Source organism: Variovorax sp. Varisp36, assembly GCF_047304235.1.
Lineage (GTDB): Bacteria > Pseudomonadota > Gammaproteobacteria > Burkholderiales > Burkholderiaceae_C > Variovorax.
The window spans coordinates 1-15977 of the sequence record NZ_JBGLYU010000051.1 but is presented as its reverse complement, the minus strand read 5'-3'; the positions used below and the strand labels follow the sequence as shown (position 1 = coordinate 15977).

13 protein-coding genes are annotated in these 15977 nt (G+C 66.9%); 7 read left to right on the top strand and 6 right to left on the bottom strand.

Translation table 11 applies throughout. From position 1 onward, the window contains the following. Positions 1 to 75: 75 nt before the first annotated feature. The 3 genes from ACCD11_RS23875 to ACCD11_RS23865 are packed head-to-tail and all read left to right on the top strand — an operon-like array spanning position 76 to position 3027. Positions 76 to 1044, top strand: coding sequence for a Bug family tripartite tricarboxylate transporter substrate binding protein (locus ACCD11_RS23875; protein ID WP_413315706.1), 969 nt, complete (start codon positions 76 to 78; stop codon positions 1042 to 1044). Between the two features lie 31 nt (positions 1045 to 1075). Beyond that, positions 1076 to 1918, top strand: coding sequence for a TauD/TfdA dioxygenase family protein (locus ACCD11_RS23870; protein ID WP_413315705.1), 843 nt, complete (start codon positions 1076 to 1078; stop codon positions 1916 to 1918). 50 nt (positions 1919 to 1968) lie between these two features. Next, positions 1969 to 3027: a 3-keto-5-aminohexanoate cleavage protein gene (locus ACCD11_RS23865; protein ID WP_413315704.1), complete on the top strand. Its 1059-nt coding sequence runs from the start codon at positions 1969 to 1971 to the stop codon at positions 3025 to 3027. 91 nt (positions 3028 to 3118) lie between these two features. Here the strand turns inward: ACCD11_RS23865 and ACCD11_RS23860 are convergent, their stop codons facing one another. After that, positions 3119 to 4159: an AraC family transcriptional regulator gene (locus ACCD11_RS23860; protein WP_413315703.1), complete on the bottom strand. Its 1041-nt coding sequence runs from the start codon at positions 4157 to 4159 to the stop codon at positions 3119 to 3121. A gap of 250 nt (positions 4160 to 4409) precedes the next feature. Here ACCD11_RS23860 and ACCD11_RS23855 point away from each other — a divergent pair, with 250 nt between their 5' ends. Beyond that, positions 4410 to 5468 carry a 3-keto-5-aminohexanoate cleavage protein gene (locus tag ACCD11_RS23855; protein WP_007836071.1) on the top strand — a complete coding sequence of 353 codons (1059 nt, stop codon included), beginning with the start codon at positions 4410 to 4412 and terminating at the stop codon, positions 5466 to 5468. Between the two features lie 192 nt (positions 5469 to 5660). Here ACCD11_RS23855 and ACCD11_RS23850 read toward each other — a convergent pair whose 3' ends face one another. Both ACCD11_RS23850 and ACCD11_RS23845 read right to left on the bottom strand, forming a co-directional pair. Next, positions 5661 to 6665 carry a YihY family inner membrane protein gene (locus tag ACCD11_RS23850; RefSeq protein ID WP_413315702.1) on the bottom strand — a complete coding sequence of 335 codons (1005 nt, stop codon included), beginning with the start codon at positions 6663 to 6665 and terminating at the stop codon, positions 5661 to 5663. Then, positions 6632 to 7522 (bottom strand): LysR family transcriptional regulator, encoded by an 891-nt coding sequence (locus tag ACCD11_RS23845; RefSeq protein WP_413315701.1) that lies wholly within the window; start codon positions 7520 to 7522, stop codon positions 6632 to 6634. The genes ACCD11_RS23850 and ACCD11_RS23845 overlap by 34 nt, the downstream gene beginning before the upstream one ends. 279 nt (positions 7523 to 7801) lie before the next feature. Between ACCD11_RS23845 and ACCD11_RS23840 the strand changes: the two genes are divergently transcribed. The 3 genes from ACCD11_RS23840 to ACCD11_RS23830 all read left to right on the top strand — a co-directional run bounded on the left by ACCD11_RS23840 (position 7802) and on the right by ACCD11_RS23830 (position 11789). Further along, positions 7802 to 8620, top strand: coding sequence for an SDR family NAD(P)-dependent oxidoreductase (locus ACCD11_RS23840; protein WP_413315700.1), 819 nt, complete (start codon positions 7802 to 7804; stop codon positions 8618 to 8620). A 275-nt stretch (positions 8621 to 8895) separates the two neighbouring features. Further along, entirely contained in the window at positions 8896 to 9912 is a 1017-nt protein-coding gene (locus ACCD11_RS23835) for a TRAP transporter substrate-binding protein (protein WP_007836067.1), read from the top strand. Further along, entirely contained in the window at positions 9909 to 11789 is a 1881-nt protein-coding gene (locus ACCD11_RS23830) for a TRAP transporter large permease subunit (RefSeq protein ID WP_413315699.1), read from the top strand. The genes ACCD11_RS23835 and ACCD11_RS23830 overlap by 4 nt, the downstream gene beginning before the upstream one ends. Positions 11790 to 11799: 10 nt before the next feature. Here the strand turns inward: ACCD11_RS23830 and ACCD11_RS23825 are convergent, their stop codons facing one another. The 3 genes from ACCD11_RS23825 to ACCD11_RS23815 all read right to left on the bottom strand — a co-directional run. Further along, the gene (locus ACCD11_RS23825; RefSeq protein WP_413315698.1) at positions 11800 to 13518 is read right to left on the bottom strand and encodes a tannase/feruloyl esterase family alpha/beta hydrolase; all 1719 of its coding nucleotides are present in this window, start codon (positions 13516 to 13518) and stop codon (positions 11800 to 11802) included. 93 nt (positions 13519 to 13611) lie between these two features. Next, positions 13612 to 14502, bottom strand: a complete 891-nt coding sequence (locus tag ACCD11_RS23820; RefSeq protein ID WP_413315697.1) for an OmpA family protein — start codon at positions 14500 to 14502, stop codon at positions 13612 to 13614. A 32-nt stretch (positions 14503 to 14534) separates the two neighbouring features. Next, on the bottom strand, positions 14535 to 15977 hold a 1443-nt coding region (locus tag ACCD11_RS23815), incomplete at its 5' end, for a YadA family autotransporter adhesin (protein ID WP_413315696.1).

Here is a 15977-nt window from a genome sequence, read left to right as displayed (position 1 = left end):
AACTGCGAGCGGAGTGCGCCGGATACTGGCGGCGTTGGCCCACCGAGGCCCGCATGAAAAAACCGGAGACAACCCATGAAACTGCTGCACTTTGCACGCGCCGCCGTGGCGCTGGTCGGATGCTCGATGGCCCTCGGGGCCTGGGCGCTGGGCGACAAGCCCGTCAAGCTCATCGTCCCCGCGCCGCCGGGCGGCACGATGGACATCGTCGCCCGCGTCGTCGGGCAGCAGATGGCGCTGGACATCGGCCGTCCCGTGATCGTCGAGAACCGCCCCGGTGCCGGCGGATCGATCGGCCTGCAGGCCATGCTGCAGGCGCCGGCCGACGGCAACACGATCGTGATGGCGGCGAGCAACGTGTTGGCTGAAACGCCGCAGGTCGTGAAGATGCCCTTCGATCCGCTGAAGGACGTGGTGCCCATTGCCTCGGTGGCGCGCTCGGGCGTGGTGCTCGTCACGGCCGCGAACTTTCCGGCCAAGGATTTCCAGGGCCTGGTCGCCGAGCTGAAGACGCGCAAGGGCAAGGCCAGCTTTGCCAGCTACAGCCCCGGCACCGTGTCGCAGTACGCGGGCCTGATCCTCAGCGACCGCGCGGGGCTCGACCTGCAGCACATCGGCTACCCCGGCTCGCCGCCCGCGCTGCAGGACCTGCTGGGCGGCCAGGTTGACCTGATGTTCGACGGCATGCTCACCTCGATGCCGCTCATCAAGGCCGGCAAGCTGCGCCCTTACGCGTTCACCGGCAAGGCCCGCTCGCGCTTCCTGCCCGACCTGCCCACCACCACCGAGCTCGGCTATCCCGACCTGCAGTTCCGCGGCTGGGTCGGCTTCATTGGCTCCGCCAAGCTGCCGGCCGACGTGCTGGCAAAGCTGCACGCCGCGATCGGCAAGGCCGGCCAGTCGCCCGCCGTGCAGCAGAAGCTGATCGACGTGGGCCTGGAGCCCGAACTCAGCGTCGACACGCCCGCGCTCATCGTCGAGACGAAGGCGCTGTCGGAGCGCAACGCCGCCATCGTCAGGAAGTACCGCATCCAGGCGAACTGAGCTTCGCTCGCCATTTCATCGGAGACCCTTCATGAAGATCAGATCCATCACGCCCTCCATCGGCGCGGAAATCTCGGACGTCCACCTGGGCGAGGCCTCGCGCGACCCCGGGCGCTTTGCGCCGATCCGCGCCGCACTGCTCCAGCACAAGGTGCTGTTCTTCCGCGGACAGGACATCACGCGCGCCGAGCATGCGGCCTTTGCACGCTGCTTCGGCGCGCTCGAAGACCACCCCGTGGTCGGCAGCGACCCCGAGCACCCGGGCCTCGTGCGCATCTACCGCAGCGACAACAAGCACAGCTACGAGAACACCTATCACTGCGACGGCCTGTGGCGCCAAGCGCCGGCGATGGGGGCAGTGCTACGCTGCATCGAGTGTCCCGAGATCGGCGGCGACACCATCTGGGTGAACATGGTGCAGGCGCACGACGAGCTGCCCGAAGAGATCAAGCAGAAGATCGGCAAGCTGCGCGCCAAGGCTGCTATCGAGCATTCGTTCGGCGCCGTCATGCCGATGGAAGCTCGCCTCAAGCTGGGCCAGGACCATCCGCCCGTGGAGCACCCCGTGGTGCGCACGCACCCCGAGACCGGCGAGAAGGTGCTCTACGTGGGCAGCTTCACCACGCACTTCGTGAACTACAGCACCCCCGAGAACGTGCGGCACGGCATCGACAAGACGCCCGGCGCGGCGCTGCTGCTGAACTACCTGCTCAGCCGCGCCACCATTCCCGAGTACCAGGTGCGCTGGTCGTGGCAGGCCGGCGACGTGGTCGTCTGGGACAACCGCAGCACGCAGCACTACGCGCTGAACGACTACTGGCCCGCGCCGCGCAAGATGGAACGCGCCGGCATCGTCGGCGACGTGCCGTACTGAGTTGTCCATCGATTCTGTTTCCTACATCGCAACCCGACAGAAACCACGCCATGAACTTCCTCGACGGCCACCTCTTTCCCGAAAACCAGCAGCCGCTGATCATCACCGCCGCGCCCTATGCGCCGGGCTGGCTTCCTTCCGACTTTCCGGGCGAGATTCCGGTCACGATGGAAGAGCAGATCCAGAAGGCGGTCGATTGCTACAACGCCGGCGCGACGGTGCTGCACCTGCATGTGCGCGAACTGGACGGCAAGGGCAGCAAGCGGCTGTCGAAGTTCAACGAGCTGATCGCCGGCGTGCGCAAGGCCGTGCCGGAAATGATCATTCAGGTGGGCGGCTCGATCAGCTTCGCGCCGGAGAGCGAAGGCGCCGCGGCCAAGTGGCTGAGCGACGACACGCGCCACATGCTGGCCGAGCTGGAGCCCACGCCGGACCAGGTGACGGTGACCGTCAACACCTCGCAGATGAACGTCACGGAGCACGCCGAGCTGGCGGACTTCAAGGGCACCTCGCGCGAGATCCCCGCCATCTACGAAGCCTACAAGGAGATGACGGTGCCGGCGCAGCCGGGCTGGGTCGAGGAGCACATCCGTCGCCTCACGAAGGCCGGCATCCAGAGCGCCTTCCAGTGCTACAACATCAACAGCTTCGAGTCGGTCGAACGCTTGATGCGCCGCGGTGTCTACAAAGGTCCGCTGGTGATGAACTGGGTGGCGATCAGCGGCGGCATGGACGCGCCGAACATCTACAACCTGGCCAACTTCGTGCGTGCGGTGCCCGATGGCGCGGTGCTCACCGTGGAAAGCTCGGTGCGCAACGTGCTGCCCGTGAACATGATAGGTATCGCCATGGGCCTGCACGTGCGATGCGGCACCGAAGACGTGCTGTGGAACCAGACGCGCTCGGCCAAGATCGGTACGGTGGCGCAGATCGAACAACTGGTGGAAATCTCGCGCCAGTTCGGCCGTCCGATTGCCACGGCGCAGCAGGCGCGCGAGATCTCGAAGATCGGCGTTTTCTACGACACAGCGGAAGAGTCGCTGGCGGCCAACGGCTTCGCACCCAATCGCAATGGCGCCAATCAGGGCTTCCTGCGCAAGGCGGCTTGAGAGTGAGCGTGGTGATGACGAAGTCTGTCACGCGCGCCTTTTGGCGCCTGCTCGAAGGCCTTTCGCATGCCCTCCGCTTTGAAGGCCTGGCTCAGAACGCGCGCACCGTCCCCTGAGCCACCGCGCTGGCCGTCTGCTTGCTCCACTGCGAGGCGCTGCAGCCGAAGTGGTGGCGGAACCAGTGGCTGAAGCTGCTTGGCCCCGAGAAGCCCAGCAGCTCGGCCACTTCGCTCAGCGGCAGGTCACTGTCGCGCAGGTGGCGCTTGACGAGGTCGGAGCGCACATGGTCGAGCAGGCTGCTGAAGGTGAAGCCTTCAGCCTCGAGCCGGCGGTGCAGCGTGCGGCGGTCCACGCGCAGGTGCCGCGCCACTTCCTGCGCCGTGCAGCCGCCGCCGGGCATGAGCGCGAGGATGAGTTCGCGGCAGGCTTCGCGCGTGCTCTCGCCGCGGTCTTTCAGGGCCGCCTCCAGGTACTCTCGCGCAAAACGCGCCGCGCCCTGGTCGCCTGATTCGCGCGGCTTGCGCAGATCGGCCGCCAGGCACACGAGCCCATTGAAATCCTGGTTGAACTTGACGTGGCGCCCGAAGAAGGCGCGGTGCGCCGACACGTCCGCCGGCGGGCGGTGCGTGAAGCAGACCTGCTGCGGCCGCCACTGCGGATCGATCAGCTCGGTGAGCACGCGGAACATGATGCCCACGGCCAGTTCCATCGACTGGCGCATCGGCAGCCCGGGGCTGGGCAGCAGGTCTTCGCGCAGGATGACCATGTCGCCCGTATCCTCCAGGCGAAAGCTCAATGAGGCGTTCACCAGCTTCAGGTAGCGGCCCAGCGTGTCGAGCGCGTCGCGGGGCGTGGGCTCTTCCCTCAGCACGACGCTGATCGGCCCGAGCGCCGAGAGTTTGCGCTGCGCCGCGAGCCGCAGCGCGAAATCTTCGGTGCGCGTGGCGCGCGCGGTGATCTCGAGCAGCTCGCGCACGGCGTCACCTGGAATCAGCATCTCGGGGTGCTCGAGCAACTGGGCCTTCAGCCCCACGGTGCGCAGGAAGGCATGCGGGTCCCGGCCGAGCGAGCGCACCAGGTCCACGTAGCCGCTGAGGCTCGCGCTACGCATCAGTCGGCCGAGGTGCTTCATGGTGGATTCTTCAGGAGCCCCGTGCCCGCCCGGGGGCTGATCCTGGATTGCTGTGTCTTGATGATGGCCCGATTGTGATCGGCCATGGCGTTCAGTGTCTGGTGCAGATGGAGACTGCGAAACCGGTCTTCGCACGGACCGTTTCAATGTCCCGCAAAGACAAGTCGCAGTCCCGAATGAGCAAGAAGTTTTCCGGGGTGCGCCAGACACTTTTGGCGCCAGAGCAACTTTCCCACCGGAGACAAACCCCATGAACTTCCTCGACGGCCACCTGTATCCCGAGAACCAGCAGCCCCTGATCATCACGGCCGCGCCCTATGCGCCGGGGTGGATTCCCGCCGACTTTCCGGAAGACATCCCGGTCACGATGGAAGACCAGATCCAGAAGGCGGTCGATTGCTACGAAGCCGGCGCCACCGTGCTGCACCTGCATGTGCGCGAGGCCGACGGCAGGGGCAGCAAGCGGCTGTCGATGTTCAACGAACTGATCGCCGGCGTGCGCAAGGCCGTGCCGGAAATGATCATCCAGGTGGGCGGCTCGATCAGCTTCGCGCCTGAGGACGACGGTGCCGCGGCCAAGTGGCTGAGCGACGACACGCGCCACATGCTGGCCGAACTCACGCCCCGCCCCGACCAGGTGACCGTGACCGTCAACACCACGCAGATGAACGTGACCGAGCACGCCGGCCTGGACGACTTCAAGGGACTGTCGCGCGGCGACCCTAGGCTCTATTCGACGTACAAGGACATGATCGTGCCCTCTAACCCCAGCTGGGTCGAGGAGCACATCCGCCGCCTCACGGCCGCGGGCATCCAGAGCGAGTTCCAGTGCTACAACATCAACAGCTTCGAGACCATCGAGCGGATGATCCGCCGCGGCGTCTACAAGGGCCCGCTGGTGATGAACTGGGTGGCCATCAGCGGCGGCATGGACCAGGCGAACATCTACAACTTGGCCAACTTCCTGCGCGCCGCACCCGATGGCTCGGTGGTCACGGTGGAAAGCTCGGTGCTCAACGTGCTGCCCGTGAACATGATCGGCATCGCCCTAGGCCTGCACGTGCGCTGCGGCATTGAGGACGTGCTGTGGAACCAGACCCGCACCGGCAAGATGAGCTCGGTCGAACAGATCCGGCAACTGGTGCGCATCTCGACTGAATTCGGTCGCCCCATTGCGACCGCGCAGCAGGCGCGCGAGATCATGAAGATCGGCGTGTTTTACGAAACCATCGAAGAGACGCTGCAGGCCAATGGCTTCGCGCCCAATCGCAACGGTGCCCAGCAGGGCTTCCTGCGCAAGCCGGCCTGACGCATGAGGTACACCGGAGTTCTTGACGTACTGTCGGCTGGCGAGCTCTTGCCGGCGGCTCCATAGCGGTGCTTGTCGTGCAAGCCACTCGGCATGACGCGCAATGTGAGCGTCACAGGAAGAGCCAAAAAGCGAGTGGGCTTCTCGCTGCTGCCTGCAAGGAGGGCCGGTTTCGAATGAGCGGCGCCTGCATCAGCCCCGGCCGAACTGCCAGGCTCGAGCTGCCTTCCCCGGCTGTCGCCGTCGCGCAAGAGCCAGGTTGGCCGTGATCATGGCCGCGACCAGCGTGATCAGCCACGAGAAGTACACCCACAGCAAGAAGATCGGAAAGGCCGCGAACGCCCCGTACAGCGCCTTGTAGGTCGGCACCTTGACGAGATAGGTGGCGAAGCCCCGTTTGCCCAGCTCGAAGGCCACGCTGGCGATCAGGGCGCCCGCGACGGCGTCGCGTAGCCGCACCTTCGTGTTCGGAACGAAATAGAACATGCTCGTCAGCGCGGTCACGCCGAGCACGAGCGGCCCGAGGTCGAGCACGAAGGCGAGCGATGGTGGCAAGGCGCCGATCAGACCCAGGGAAACGCCCAGCACGTACGACGTTGCCCACAGACTCAGACCCATCACGGGTGGCCCCACGGCCAACATCAGCAAGTACAGGCCGACTCTTCTGAAGAAAGGCCGATTCCTCCTCACCTCCCACATCTGGTTCAAAGCGTTCTCGACGGTCAGCAACATCGCGACTGCGGTCCCCAGCAGGAAGAGCGAGCCGACCCAGGTCAGGCTGCTGGCATTCGCGGCGAACTGGTCCAGATACTTGAGGACCGTGCGCGCGATGTCTGGCGGCAGCAGCCTGCTCAGCAGGAACTCATGAATCGCATCCTTGAATCGCTTGAAGATCGGGAATCGCGTGAACAGCGCGAAGCTCGTCGCCAGCAAGGGCACGATGGACAGCAAGGTCGTGAATGTCAGGCTTCCGGCGACCTGGGGCAAGCGTTCTTTCCTGGCGCGGTGGATCGTCAGGCGGGTCAGAGTGAACATGTATCGCTGAAAGAGGAGGGGGCGGCTGGCTTCGCGGACGAGCAAGCCGCTGCATGCGATTTTGAGGCCTGCTGCTGACGCCTTTCGGCAAGGTCCATCTTCGATGCGTCGTAGATCGAGGCATTCACTCAGCCGCCCCGCTGCCGGATCTTCGGCAAGCATGACAGCAGCGCCTTCACCTGCGGCGAATCGTCGGACTTGCGCCAGATGGCGACGGTCTCGACGATGGTCTTCTCGCCCTTCATGCTTCGATAGACGACCCCCTCGCGATGCAATGCCTGCACGCTGCCGGGCACCAGCGCCACGCCGATGCCGCCGGACACGAGGCTCACGATGGTGTGCATTTGCCGCGCCGGAAACAGCTTGGGGCTGAAGCCATGCCGCATGCAGGTGGCGACGATGGCGTCGAACATCATCGGACCCTGATGGCGCTCGAATCCGAGGAAGCGTTCGTTCGACAACTTTTCGAGCGCGATGCGCGTGCCGCCGGCCAGGGGGTGCGATGCGGGCAGCGCCACGAGCAGCGGTTCCGTATGGACCAGCCTCGAGTTCAGTGCCGCGGGCAGGTCGGGCGTCCGGAACACCAGGCCGACATCGAGCCTGCCACTCTCTATGTCGTGAATGATCTGGTCGGTGGTGCCTTCCAGCAGCGACACGTTCACGCGCTGGTAGTCCTCCGTGAAGGCGCGCAGCATCGGCGGCAGGAATGAATAGGCCGGCAGGCTGATGAAGCCGAGCGACAGCGAGCCCATCAAGCCCTGAACGGCCTCCAGGGCGCGCTTGCGCAGGGTGTCGGCCGCGGCCAGCACGGCGCGTGCGTCGCGCAATGCGTCCTCGCCGGCCTGTGTGAGCGCGATGCGGCGCGAGGTTCGCTCGAGCAGGGTGACGCCCAGTTCTTCTTCCAGCTCCTTGATCGCCAGGCTCACGGGCGGCTGGGTGAGGTGCAGCCGTTCGGCGGCGCGGCCGAAGTGCAGCTCCTCGGAAACAGCGACGAAGCAGCGCAGGTGGCGCATGTCCATTGATTTGCCTTCTGTATCGACCGATCCAGATTTTAAATTTCTCTGGATCGAAGCGCATCCCTAGACTGCATCGCATCCCGCGCGCCAAGCACGTGAACGGGGGCGCTCCCACAAGTGGCAGCAGGAGACACAACACCGATGTTCGATCGCATCGTCGATGCGATGACGCTGATCGAAGGCGGCCCCAATGCCCTGGGCTCCTGCCTGTCACGCCCGAGGAATGGCCGCCGGCTTCCGGATCCCGGGTTCCTTTTTCCCTTCAACCCAACCCACCACATCATGAGCACCACATCACCAGCCCGCATCGCAGTCGTCACCGGAGGCGCCCGCGGCATCGGCCGCGCCGTCGGCGAATGGTTTCTTGGTCATGGCTGCAAGGTCGTCTTGCTCGACTGCGACAGCGCAACGCTCGACAGCACGATATCGGAGATCGGGCGCCCCGGCGATCTGCTCGGCGTCCATTGCGACGTGTCCGATCCGGCGCAGGTCGACCGCGCCGTGGCGGCCGTCGTTGCAAAGTTCGGCCGCGTGGACGCGCTGGTCAACAATGCCGGCGTGGCCATCTTCAAGCCGGTGCTGGAAACCTCCTTCAAGGAATGGCGCACGGTGATGGCCACCAACCTCGATGGCGCCTTCCTCTGCACGCAGGCCTTCGGCGCGGTGATGGCCGGCAACGGCGGCGGCGCCATCGTCAACGTCGCCTCGATCTCCGGGCTGCGGGCCAGCACGCTGCGCGTGGCCTATGGCACCAGCAAGGCCGCGCTCATCCACATGACGAAGCAGCATGCGGTCGAGCTCGGCGATGCCGGCGTGCGCGTGAACGTCATTGCCCCCGGCCCGGTAGAAACCGAAATGGCCAAGCTCGTGCACAGCGTGGCGATCCGCTCCGACTACTACGACGCGATTCCGCTGAACCGCTATGGCACCACCGAGGAGATGGCGAATGTCATCGGCTTCCTGTGCAGCCCCGAAGCGAGCTTCATCAACGGTCAGGTCGTGGCCGTCGACGGCGGCTTCGATGCGGCAGGTGTCGGCCTGCCGACCCTTCGCCGCCGCAAGGCCGAAGCCGGGGCCGAACTGCAAGGGGCCAAGGCATGACGAAACTGCCGTACATCGGCTGAGGCCACACGCGCTTCGGCAAGCTCGATGGGGCGAGATCGCCGTCGCGAGCCGGCCGGGCCTTACGGCCGAGGCGCTGCGCCAGGTACCGCTGGCCGCGCCGCTTCTTCTTCTGGGATTCGCTGCCGAAGCCGGGTTACGGCAGGTTCACCAAGAACGACATCCGAACGCGCCTCGTCGAGCGTGGAGAATCGCAGCCGGCCATGCACGGCTGAGCCACCGATCACAATGACGAACCACCAAGGAGACAAACCATGAACATTTCCCGTCGCACCATTCTTCGCAGCGCCGCCGCGGCCGCCGTTGTCGCCGCCCCCGCGGGCAGCGCCTTCGCGCAAACCAAGGCCGAGTTCACCTACAAGTACGCGAACAACCTGCCGGTGACGCATCCGATGAACCTGCGCGCCAAGGAGATGGCCGATGCGATCCGCACCGAGACCAACGGCCGCGTCCTCATCCAGATCTTCCCGAACAACCAGCTCGGCTCCGACACGGATGTGCTCAGCCAGCTGCGCTCGGGCGGCGTCGAGTTCTTCACCCTCTCGGGCCTGATCCTCTCGACGCTGGTGCCGGCGGCATCGATCAGCGGCGTCGGCTTTGCGTTCAAGGACTACCCGAGCGTGTGGAAGGCGATGGATGGCGAACTGGGTGCCTACATCCGCGCGCAGATCGCCAAGGCCGGCATCGTGCCGATGGAAAAGATCTGGGACAACGGCTTTCGCCAGATCACCTCATCGTCCAGGCCCATCGCGACGCCCGCCGACCTGAAGGGCTTCAAGATCCGCGTGCCGGTGTCGCCGCTGTGGACTTCGATGTTCAAGGCCCTCGATGCCGCGCCGGCGTCGATCAACTTCGCCGAGGTCTATTCCGCGCTGCAGACGAAGATCGTCGACGGCCAGGAGAACCCGCTGGCCATCATCTCGACGGCCAAGCTCTTCGAGGTGCAGAAGTACTGCTCGCTGTCCAACCACATGTGGGACGGCTTCTGGTTCCTGGCCAACCGCCGCGCCTGGGAGAAGCTGCCGGCCGATCTGCGCGCCATCGTTGCCAAGCACATCGACGCGGCCGGCCTGAAGGAGCGCGACGACGTGGCGCAGCTCAACGCCGGGCTGCAGACGGAACTGGCCGGCAAGGGCCTGGCCTTCAACCAGCCGGACGCCGCCGCCTTCCGCGACCAGCTTCGCAAGGCCGGCTTCTATGGCGAATGGAAGAGCAAGTACGGCGACGAGGCATGGGCCCTCCTGGAACGCTCCGTCGGCAAGCTGGCATGAGCGCGATGAGCCCCGCCGGCCACAGCGTGCAGGCGTCTCCGGCGGTGGGCCCCGCTTCGCGGGCGACGCGCATCGACCGCGTTCTCGGGTTTATCGTCGAAGCGGCCGCTGGTGCGCTCGTGCTGGCGGACATCGCCGTGCTGCTGGCCGGCGTCGTGGCGCGCTTCGCGTTCCATAGGCCGCTGGTCTGGTCCGACGAACTCGCCTCGATGCTCTTCATCTGGCTGGCGATGCTCGGTGCCGTGGTCGCCCTGCGGCGCGGCGAGCACATGCGCATGACGGCGCTGGTCTCGCGCCAGGCGCCCGCGCGCCAGCAGTTGCTGGAGGCCATCAGCGTGTGCGCGTCGCTGGCCTTCCTCGCGATGGCGGCCTGGCCAGCGTGGGAATACGCCTCGGAGGAGCGCTTCATCACCACGCCGGCCCTCGAGATCTCGAACGCATGGCGCGCTGCGGCGCTGCCTTGCGGCATCGCCTTGATGATGCTGTTCTCGGTGCTGCGGCTGTTCAAGGATGCCGACTGGCGCACGGGCACCAAGGCCTTCGCCGCAGTGGCCATCGTGATCGGCGCCTTCGCGCTGGGCCGCGGCGTCTTCGAAGACCTGGGGCGCTACAACCTGCTGATCTTCTTCGTAGGCGTGGTCGGGGCGAGCGTGTTCAGCGGCATTCCCATCGCCTTTGCGTTCGGCCTGGGGACCATCGGCTACCTGGCGCTGGGAACGGACACCGCGCTGCCGGTAATCATCGGCCGCATGGACGAGGGCATGTCGCACCTGATCCTGCTGGCCGTGCCCCTGTTCGTGTTCCTGGGGCTGCTCATCGAAATGACCGGCATGGCCAAGGCCATGATCGCCTTCCTCGCGGGCCTGCTGGGCCACGTGCGCGGCGGCCTGCAGTTCGTGCTGGTCGGGGCGATGTACCTCGTCTCCGGCATCTCGGGGTCGAAGGCCGCCGACATGGCCGCGGTGGCGCCCGCGCTCTTTCCGGAAATGAAGAAGCGCGGCGCCAGCGAGGGCGACTTGGTGGCGCTGCTCTCGGCCACCGGCGCGCAGACCGAGACCGTGCCGCCGAGCCTGGTGCTGATCACCATCGGATCGGTCACGGGCGTCTCGATTGCGGCGCTGTTCACCGGCGGCCTCCTGCCGGCCGTGGTGCTGGGTCTCACGCTGTGCGTCGTCGTCTGGCTGCGGGCGCGGGGCGAGGATCTCAGCCATGTCGAGCGCCCCTCGCGGCGGCAGGTGGCCAAGCTGGCGGCGATTGCAGTGCCGGCGCTGGCGTTGCCTTTCATCATCCGCGCGGCTGTCGTCGAAGGCGTGGCCACGGCCACCGAGGTCTCGACCATCGGCATCGTCTATGCCGTGCTGTCGGGCCTGCTGGTGTACCGCCAGTTCGACTGGAAGCGCGTCGGACCGATGCTGGTGGCGACGGCGTCGCTGTCGGGCGCGATCCTGCTGATCATCGGCACCGCGACGGGAATGGCCTGGGGGCTGACGCAGTCGGGCTTCTCCAGTTCGCTGGCGCAGGCCATGACCGGGCTGCCGGGCGGCGCGCCGATGTTCCTGGCCGTTTCGCTGGTCACCTTCGTGGTGCTCGGCTCGGTGCTCGAGGGCATCCCGGCCATCGTGCTGTTCGGCCCGCTGCTGTTCCCGATCGCCCGCCAGCTCGGCATCCACGAGGTGCACTACGCCATGGTCGTCGTGCTGTCGATGGGACTGGGGCTGTTCGCGCCGCCGCTGGGCGTGGGCTACTACGCGGCATGCGCGATCGGGCGGGTGCACCCGGACAAGGGCATCCGGCCCATCGTCGGCTACATGCTCGCGCTGCTGGTCGGCACCGTCCTGGTCGCCGCGGTGCCGTGGCTCTCCATCGGGTTCCTTTGATGGAGCCTGCTCAAGGTGTCGCCGCGCGGCACTGGTAGCTGGACGCCTGCATGCGGTCGCCGCCTGTGTAGTGCGGGTATGCCGGGTAGCGGCACATCGGTCGGGACGCCTGGACGACAAACGGCGGCAGCGGCGCGTTGACCGTTTGCACCAGCGCGTCTGCGGGCGCAGCGCCCGTGCTCACCCATCGGTCCAGCGGATCCAGGAGGTCCACCATCGTCGGCACCGGCGCGCCGCCTCCGACCGCCCGGGAATTGCCACTGTGTGTCGAGCCCGGTGAAACATACAGCCGCACGGATCTTTCCACGGCCGGTGCTCCCATGCGCGCCACAAGCGCGCCGTGGTACTGGATTCCCATGAGGGGGCTCTGTGCGCGGTCGGCGGCGTTCTCGCGCACGATCAGCTTGCCGCCGCGAGCGAAGAACGCCGAAAGGTCCGGGTCGGTGGCGTCGATCATCGCGGAGGTCTTCTGGACCTGCGCCCGGAACTCCTGGGGACGATAGCGGCGCACGTCGTAGTCCTTGTCGCGGGCGACGGCGTAGCGGATCCAGTTGCTGCCGTAGATCCACTGCGTCGAATGGCGCGCTGCATCCGGAGGGGCAACGGGCGCCGCCGTGCCGGAGACCCAGCGCACCATGTTCAGGGCGGAGGGACCGTCGAGGCTGTCCTCATGGCCGTACAGCCACTGCGGGTAGGTGGTGAGCCCGTTGGCGATGGGAAAGGGAAAAACATACGGCGAGTGGATGCCGCGCACCAGTCGCAGCTGCGCGTCCGACAGGCATTGCAAGCCTGCATCGCCGCCACCGGGGCAGCGCAGCGGCTGCAGGTCGACGCGGGCCTGGCAAGCCATGTAGTTGTTGACGACGCCGTCGGCCAGCCCGTCGAGCGCGTCGCAGGCATCGGAGGTGGCTTTCGCGATCAGCGGGATCTTGCCGGCCTGGAGCCAGTCGTCGTGCTGTGGCACCTGGTTGCGTACGAATGCATGGAACAGGCCGGTCCAGTTGATGACGGGCACCACGCTGACGATGCCGTCGTAGTCGGCCGGGAAGCGCTGCGCCATCATCATTCCCTCGCGCCCGCCTTCCGAGCCGCCGAAGTAGTACGTGCGCTGCGGCGGTCGTGCGTAGTAGGCGCGCATGAGGTCCACGGCCGCGTCCTTCACCTTCTTGTACGAAGCGAACGCGAAGTTCTCGAGCATCTCGTCGTTCAGCGCGAAGGCGCCTGGCTCGCCGGGAGGGAAGGCGCTCGCCTGGTGGCCCGAGTCCTGGCCAAAGGTCGCATAGCCCCGCGCGATGGGTAGCGGGTCGCCCGGCGCGGCGTCGCGCAAGGGCGCGAGGCCGGTGATCAACACGCCGTTGAAGCCGCCGCCACCGTACTGCAGGGCCTTTCCGTTCCATTCGGTCGGAAGGTTCAGCTGGAAGTTGATGACTTGCGCGGCAGGGTCACGCGATGCGATCGTGCCCGTGACCTTGCAGAACCGGGGAAGGGCCGGCACAAATGCACCGGCGTTGGCCGTTCCTGCCGTGGCGGGCGTCAGCACGGCGGAGGTGACCGAGGCCCTTCCGCTGGGCAAGCCGATGGCTCCCGGTTCGATGACATGGCGTGCCAGAGACGCACAGGAAGTTGCTGGCTGCTCGGCGGTCGGCGGCACGGTGCCGCAAGCCGTCAGCGAGAGCCCGGCCGCGGTGAGGGCGGCTCGAGCGAAGGCACGGAGGGTGAAACGGGGCATCGTGTCTCCAGACACCGCTCTGCGGCGGCGCGGCGCCATCTTACGGTCGAAACCGCCGGCGGACCGTGCGTTCGGCATGGCCCGCCGCGGAGTTCACCGCTGCGCAGACACCTCGATCTCCACGCGGCGGTTCGGGGCGAGGCAGTCGATCAGGTCCGCGCGCCTCGTCTGTGCGCACTGCACCTTCGGCTCCGATTCGCCCTTGCCCTGCACCTGCACAGCCTGCGCCGGCACGCCGGCCTGCACCAGGTAGTCGCGCACGGTGCTGGCGCGCGCCAGCGAGAGCGCCTGGTTGTAGCTGTTGCTGCCGAGCCGGTCGGTATGCCCGGTCACCCTGATCGAGTCCACCGGTCTGGCGCTGCTCCCGAGGTCGCTTGCCAGTGCGTCCAGTTTGCGCCGGCCTTCGGGCAGCAGGTCGGCCAGCGAGCGGCCGTCGAAGCGGAACAGGCCGTCGGCGCCGAGCGTCGTCTTTGCAGGCAGAACCACCGGCTGGACGGTAGCGGCGGGCTTCGTCGCGGCCATCGGCTTGAGCAGGTCCGCGCAGCCCGGTCCCTTCCAGTACATGCCGTTGGTCAGCACGTCTGCATTGAAGCGGACCATGTACTGGCAGGTGACGTATTCCGGACCGGCGCTGGTGCGAAAGTGGAAGATGTAGTTCCACTCGCGCACGCCGCCCAGGCCTTCGCGAAAGTGCGGAAAGCCCAGCAGCTCGCGCACCTGGTCCTTGCCCATGCCGGCACGCATGGCGCGCAGGGCCTCGAGGCTCGGAAAGGCGCCTTGCTGCCATTTGGCCGAGTCCAGCGCGGGGAAGTCCTCGTCCTTCGGCGGTGCCGGGTTCTCCGAAGCGGCCCTGGCCTGCATCTCCGGCGTGATGGTGTAGCTCGGGTTGGCGCAGCCGCCGGCCACGAGTGCCGCGAGGCAGAGCGCGGCGAGCGGTGCGGTACGGACCGTGAAGAAAGTCTTGGCTTGAAGAGGCTTGTTCATGATGGAGTTCGTTCAGTTCATCCGTATGGCGATCAGTTGAAGACCCATTCCGCGCCAACGGTGGCGCCCACCCCGGCACGGCTGGTGGCCACGCCGCCGGTGATGCTCCAGGCGTTGTTCTCGGAGGTGCGCCGGAAACTGATGCCCACCGCGCCCTGGCCCTTGAAGGAGCCCGCGCCGATGCGCATGACCGTCTTGCCCGGAACGTAGCTCGCAGGCATCTGCAGGGCCATGGCCGCGGCAACGCCGGCATACGCGTTCTTCTCGACGTTGTCGATGCGGCTGTTGGTCGCATCGATGCGGTTGTTCAGGCCGCCGCTGACCGCGTTCAACTGGTTCACGTTGACGGCGTCGGTGCCCGCCACGCCCGGCGCCACGTTGTGCACCGTGACCGGGCCGGTGGCGTTGCTGCCGCCCATCGTCACGCTGTTGTGGTTGATCGTGCCGTCCGCATTGCTGTCGTACTTGACCGCCGACTGGTCGATCGCAGCGACCGTGCCCTGTACACCCCGCAGCTGCGAAACGTTGACCGCATCGCTGTCGGCCGTGCCCGCGGCCACGCCGGTGATCTGCCGGAACTGGCCGCTGGCTGCATTGCCCACCGATACCGCCGCCAGCGTGCTGGTGGTCGCGCCGATGGCAATGCGCTGCGCGGCAGTGGCGGTGGGCGGGATGTAGCCGGCCACGCCCGCGGCGGTGGAGGCCACCGAGCCCGCGCCCAGCGCCACGCCGCCGGCCTGCGTCACGCTGGTGCCCGCGCCCAGCGCCACGCCTTGCACGGCGGCGGCCGACGACTGCGTGCCCAGCGCGATGGAGTCGGCCATGTGCGAGGTCGCGCCCTGGCCGATCGCAATGCCGCCCGGCGCGCTTTGCTGCACCACCGCGCCGTTGCCGATGCCCACGCCGTTGTTGCCGTTGACCACGGTCTGCGGGCCCACGGCCACCGACTCCGCGCCAATGGCCAGCGAGTCCGCCGCGGCGGAGTTGGCATGGAAGTACAGCGTCGGCGTCACCGCGAAAGACGTCAACGCGCCAGACAGCTGCCGCACCGTGACCGCGTCCTGCGCTTGCGTGCCGTCGGCCACGTTGGTGATCTGGCGGTAGGTGGTCGCACTGCCGACCGACAGTGCGCCCAGCAGGGTGCGGTCGGTGGTGTTGTAGGAGATCAGCGAACTGCCGGCCGGAATGCTGCCGGTGGAAGGCGCGACCGCCCGGTCGGAGACGGCACCCGAACCGATGGCCACCGCACCGGCAACCGTTGCGCTCGCATCCTTGCCCGACGCGATGGCATCGGCACCCGTCGCACCGAGGTTGTCTTCGTTGCCGCCGCCGGTGGAGTTGACGCTGTAGTACCTGATCTTGTTGGCCGTGACCGTGGTGCTGAGATTCTCGATCGATTGGTTGGTGGCGAACAGCTGCGAGCCGTTGATCGCATCGGTGCTGGTGTTGGAGATCCGGCCGGCGGCCACGTTGGT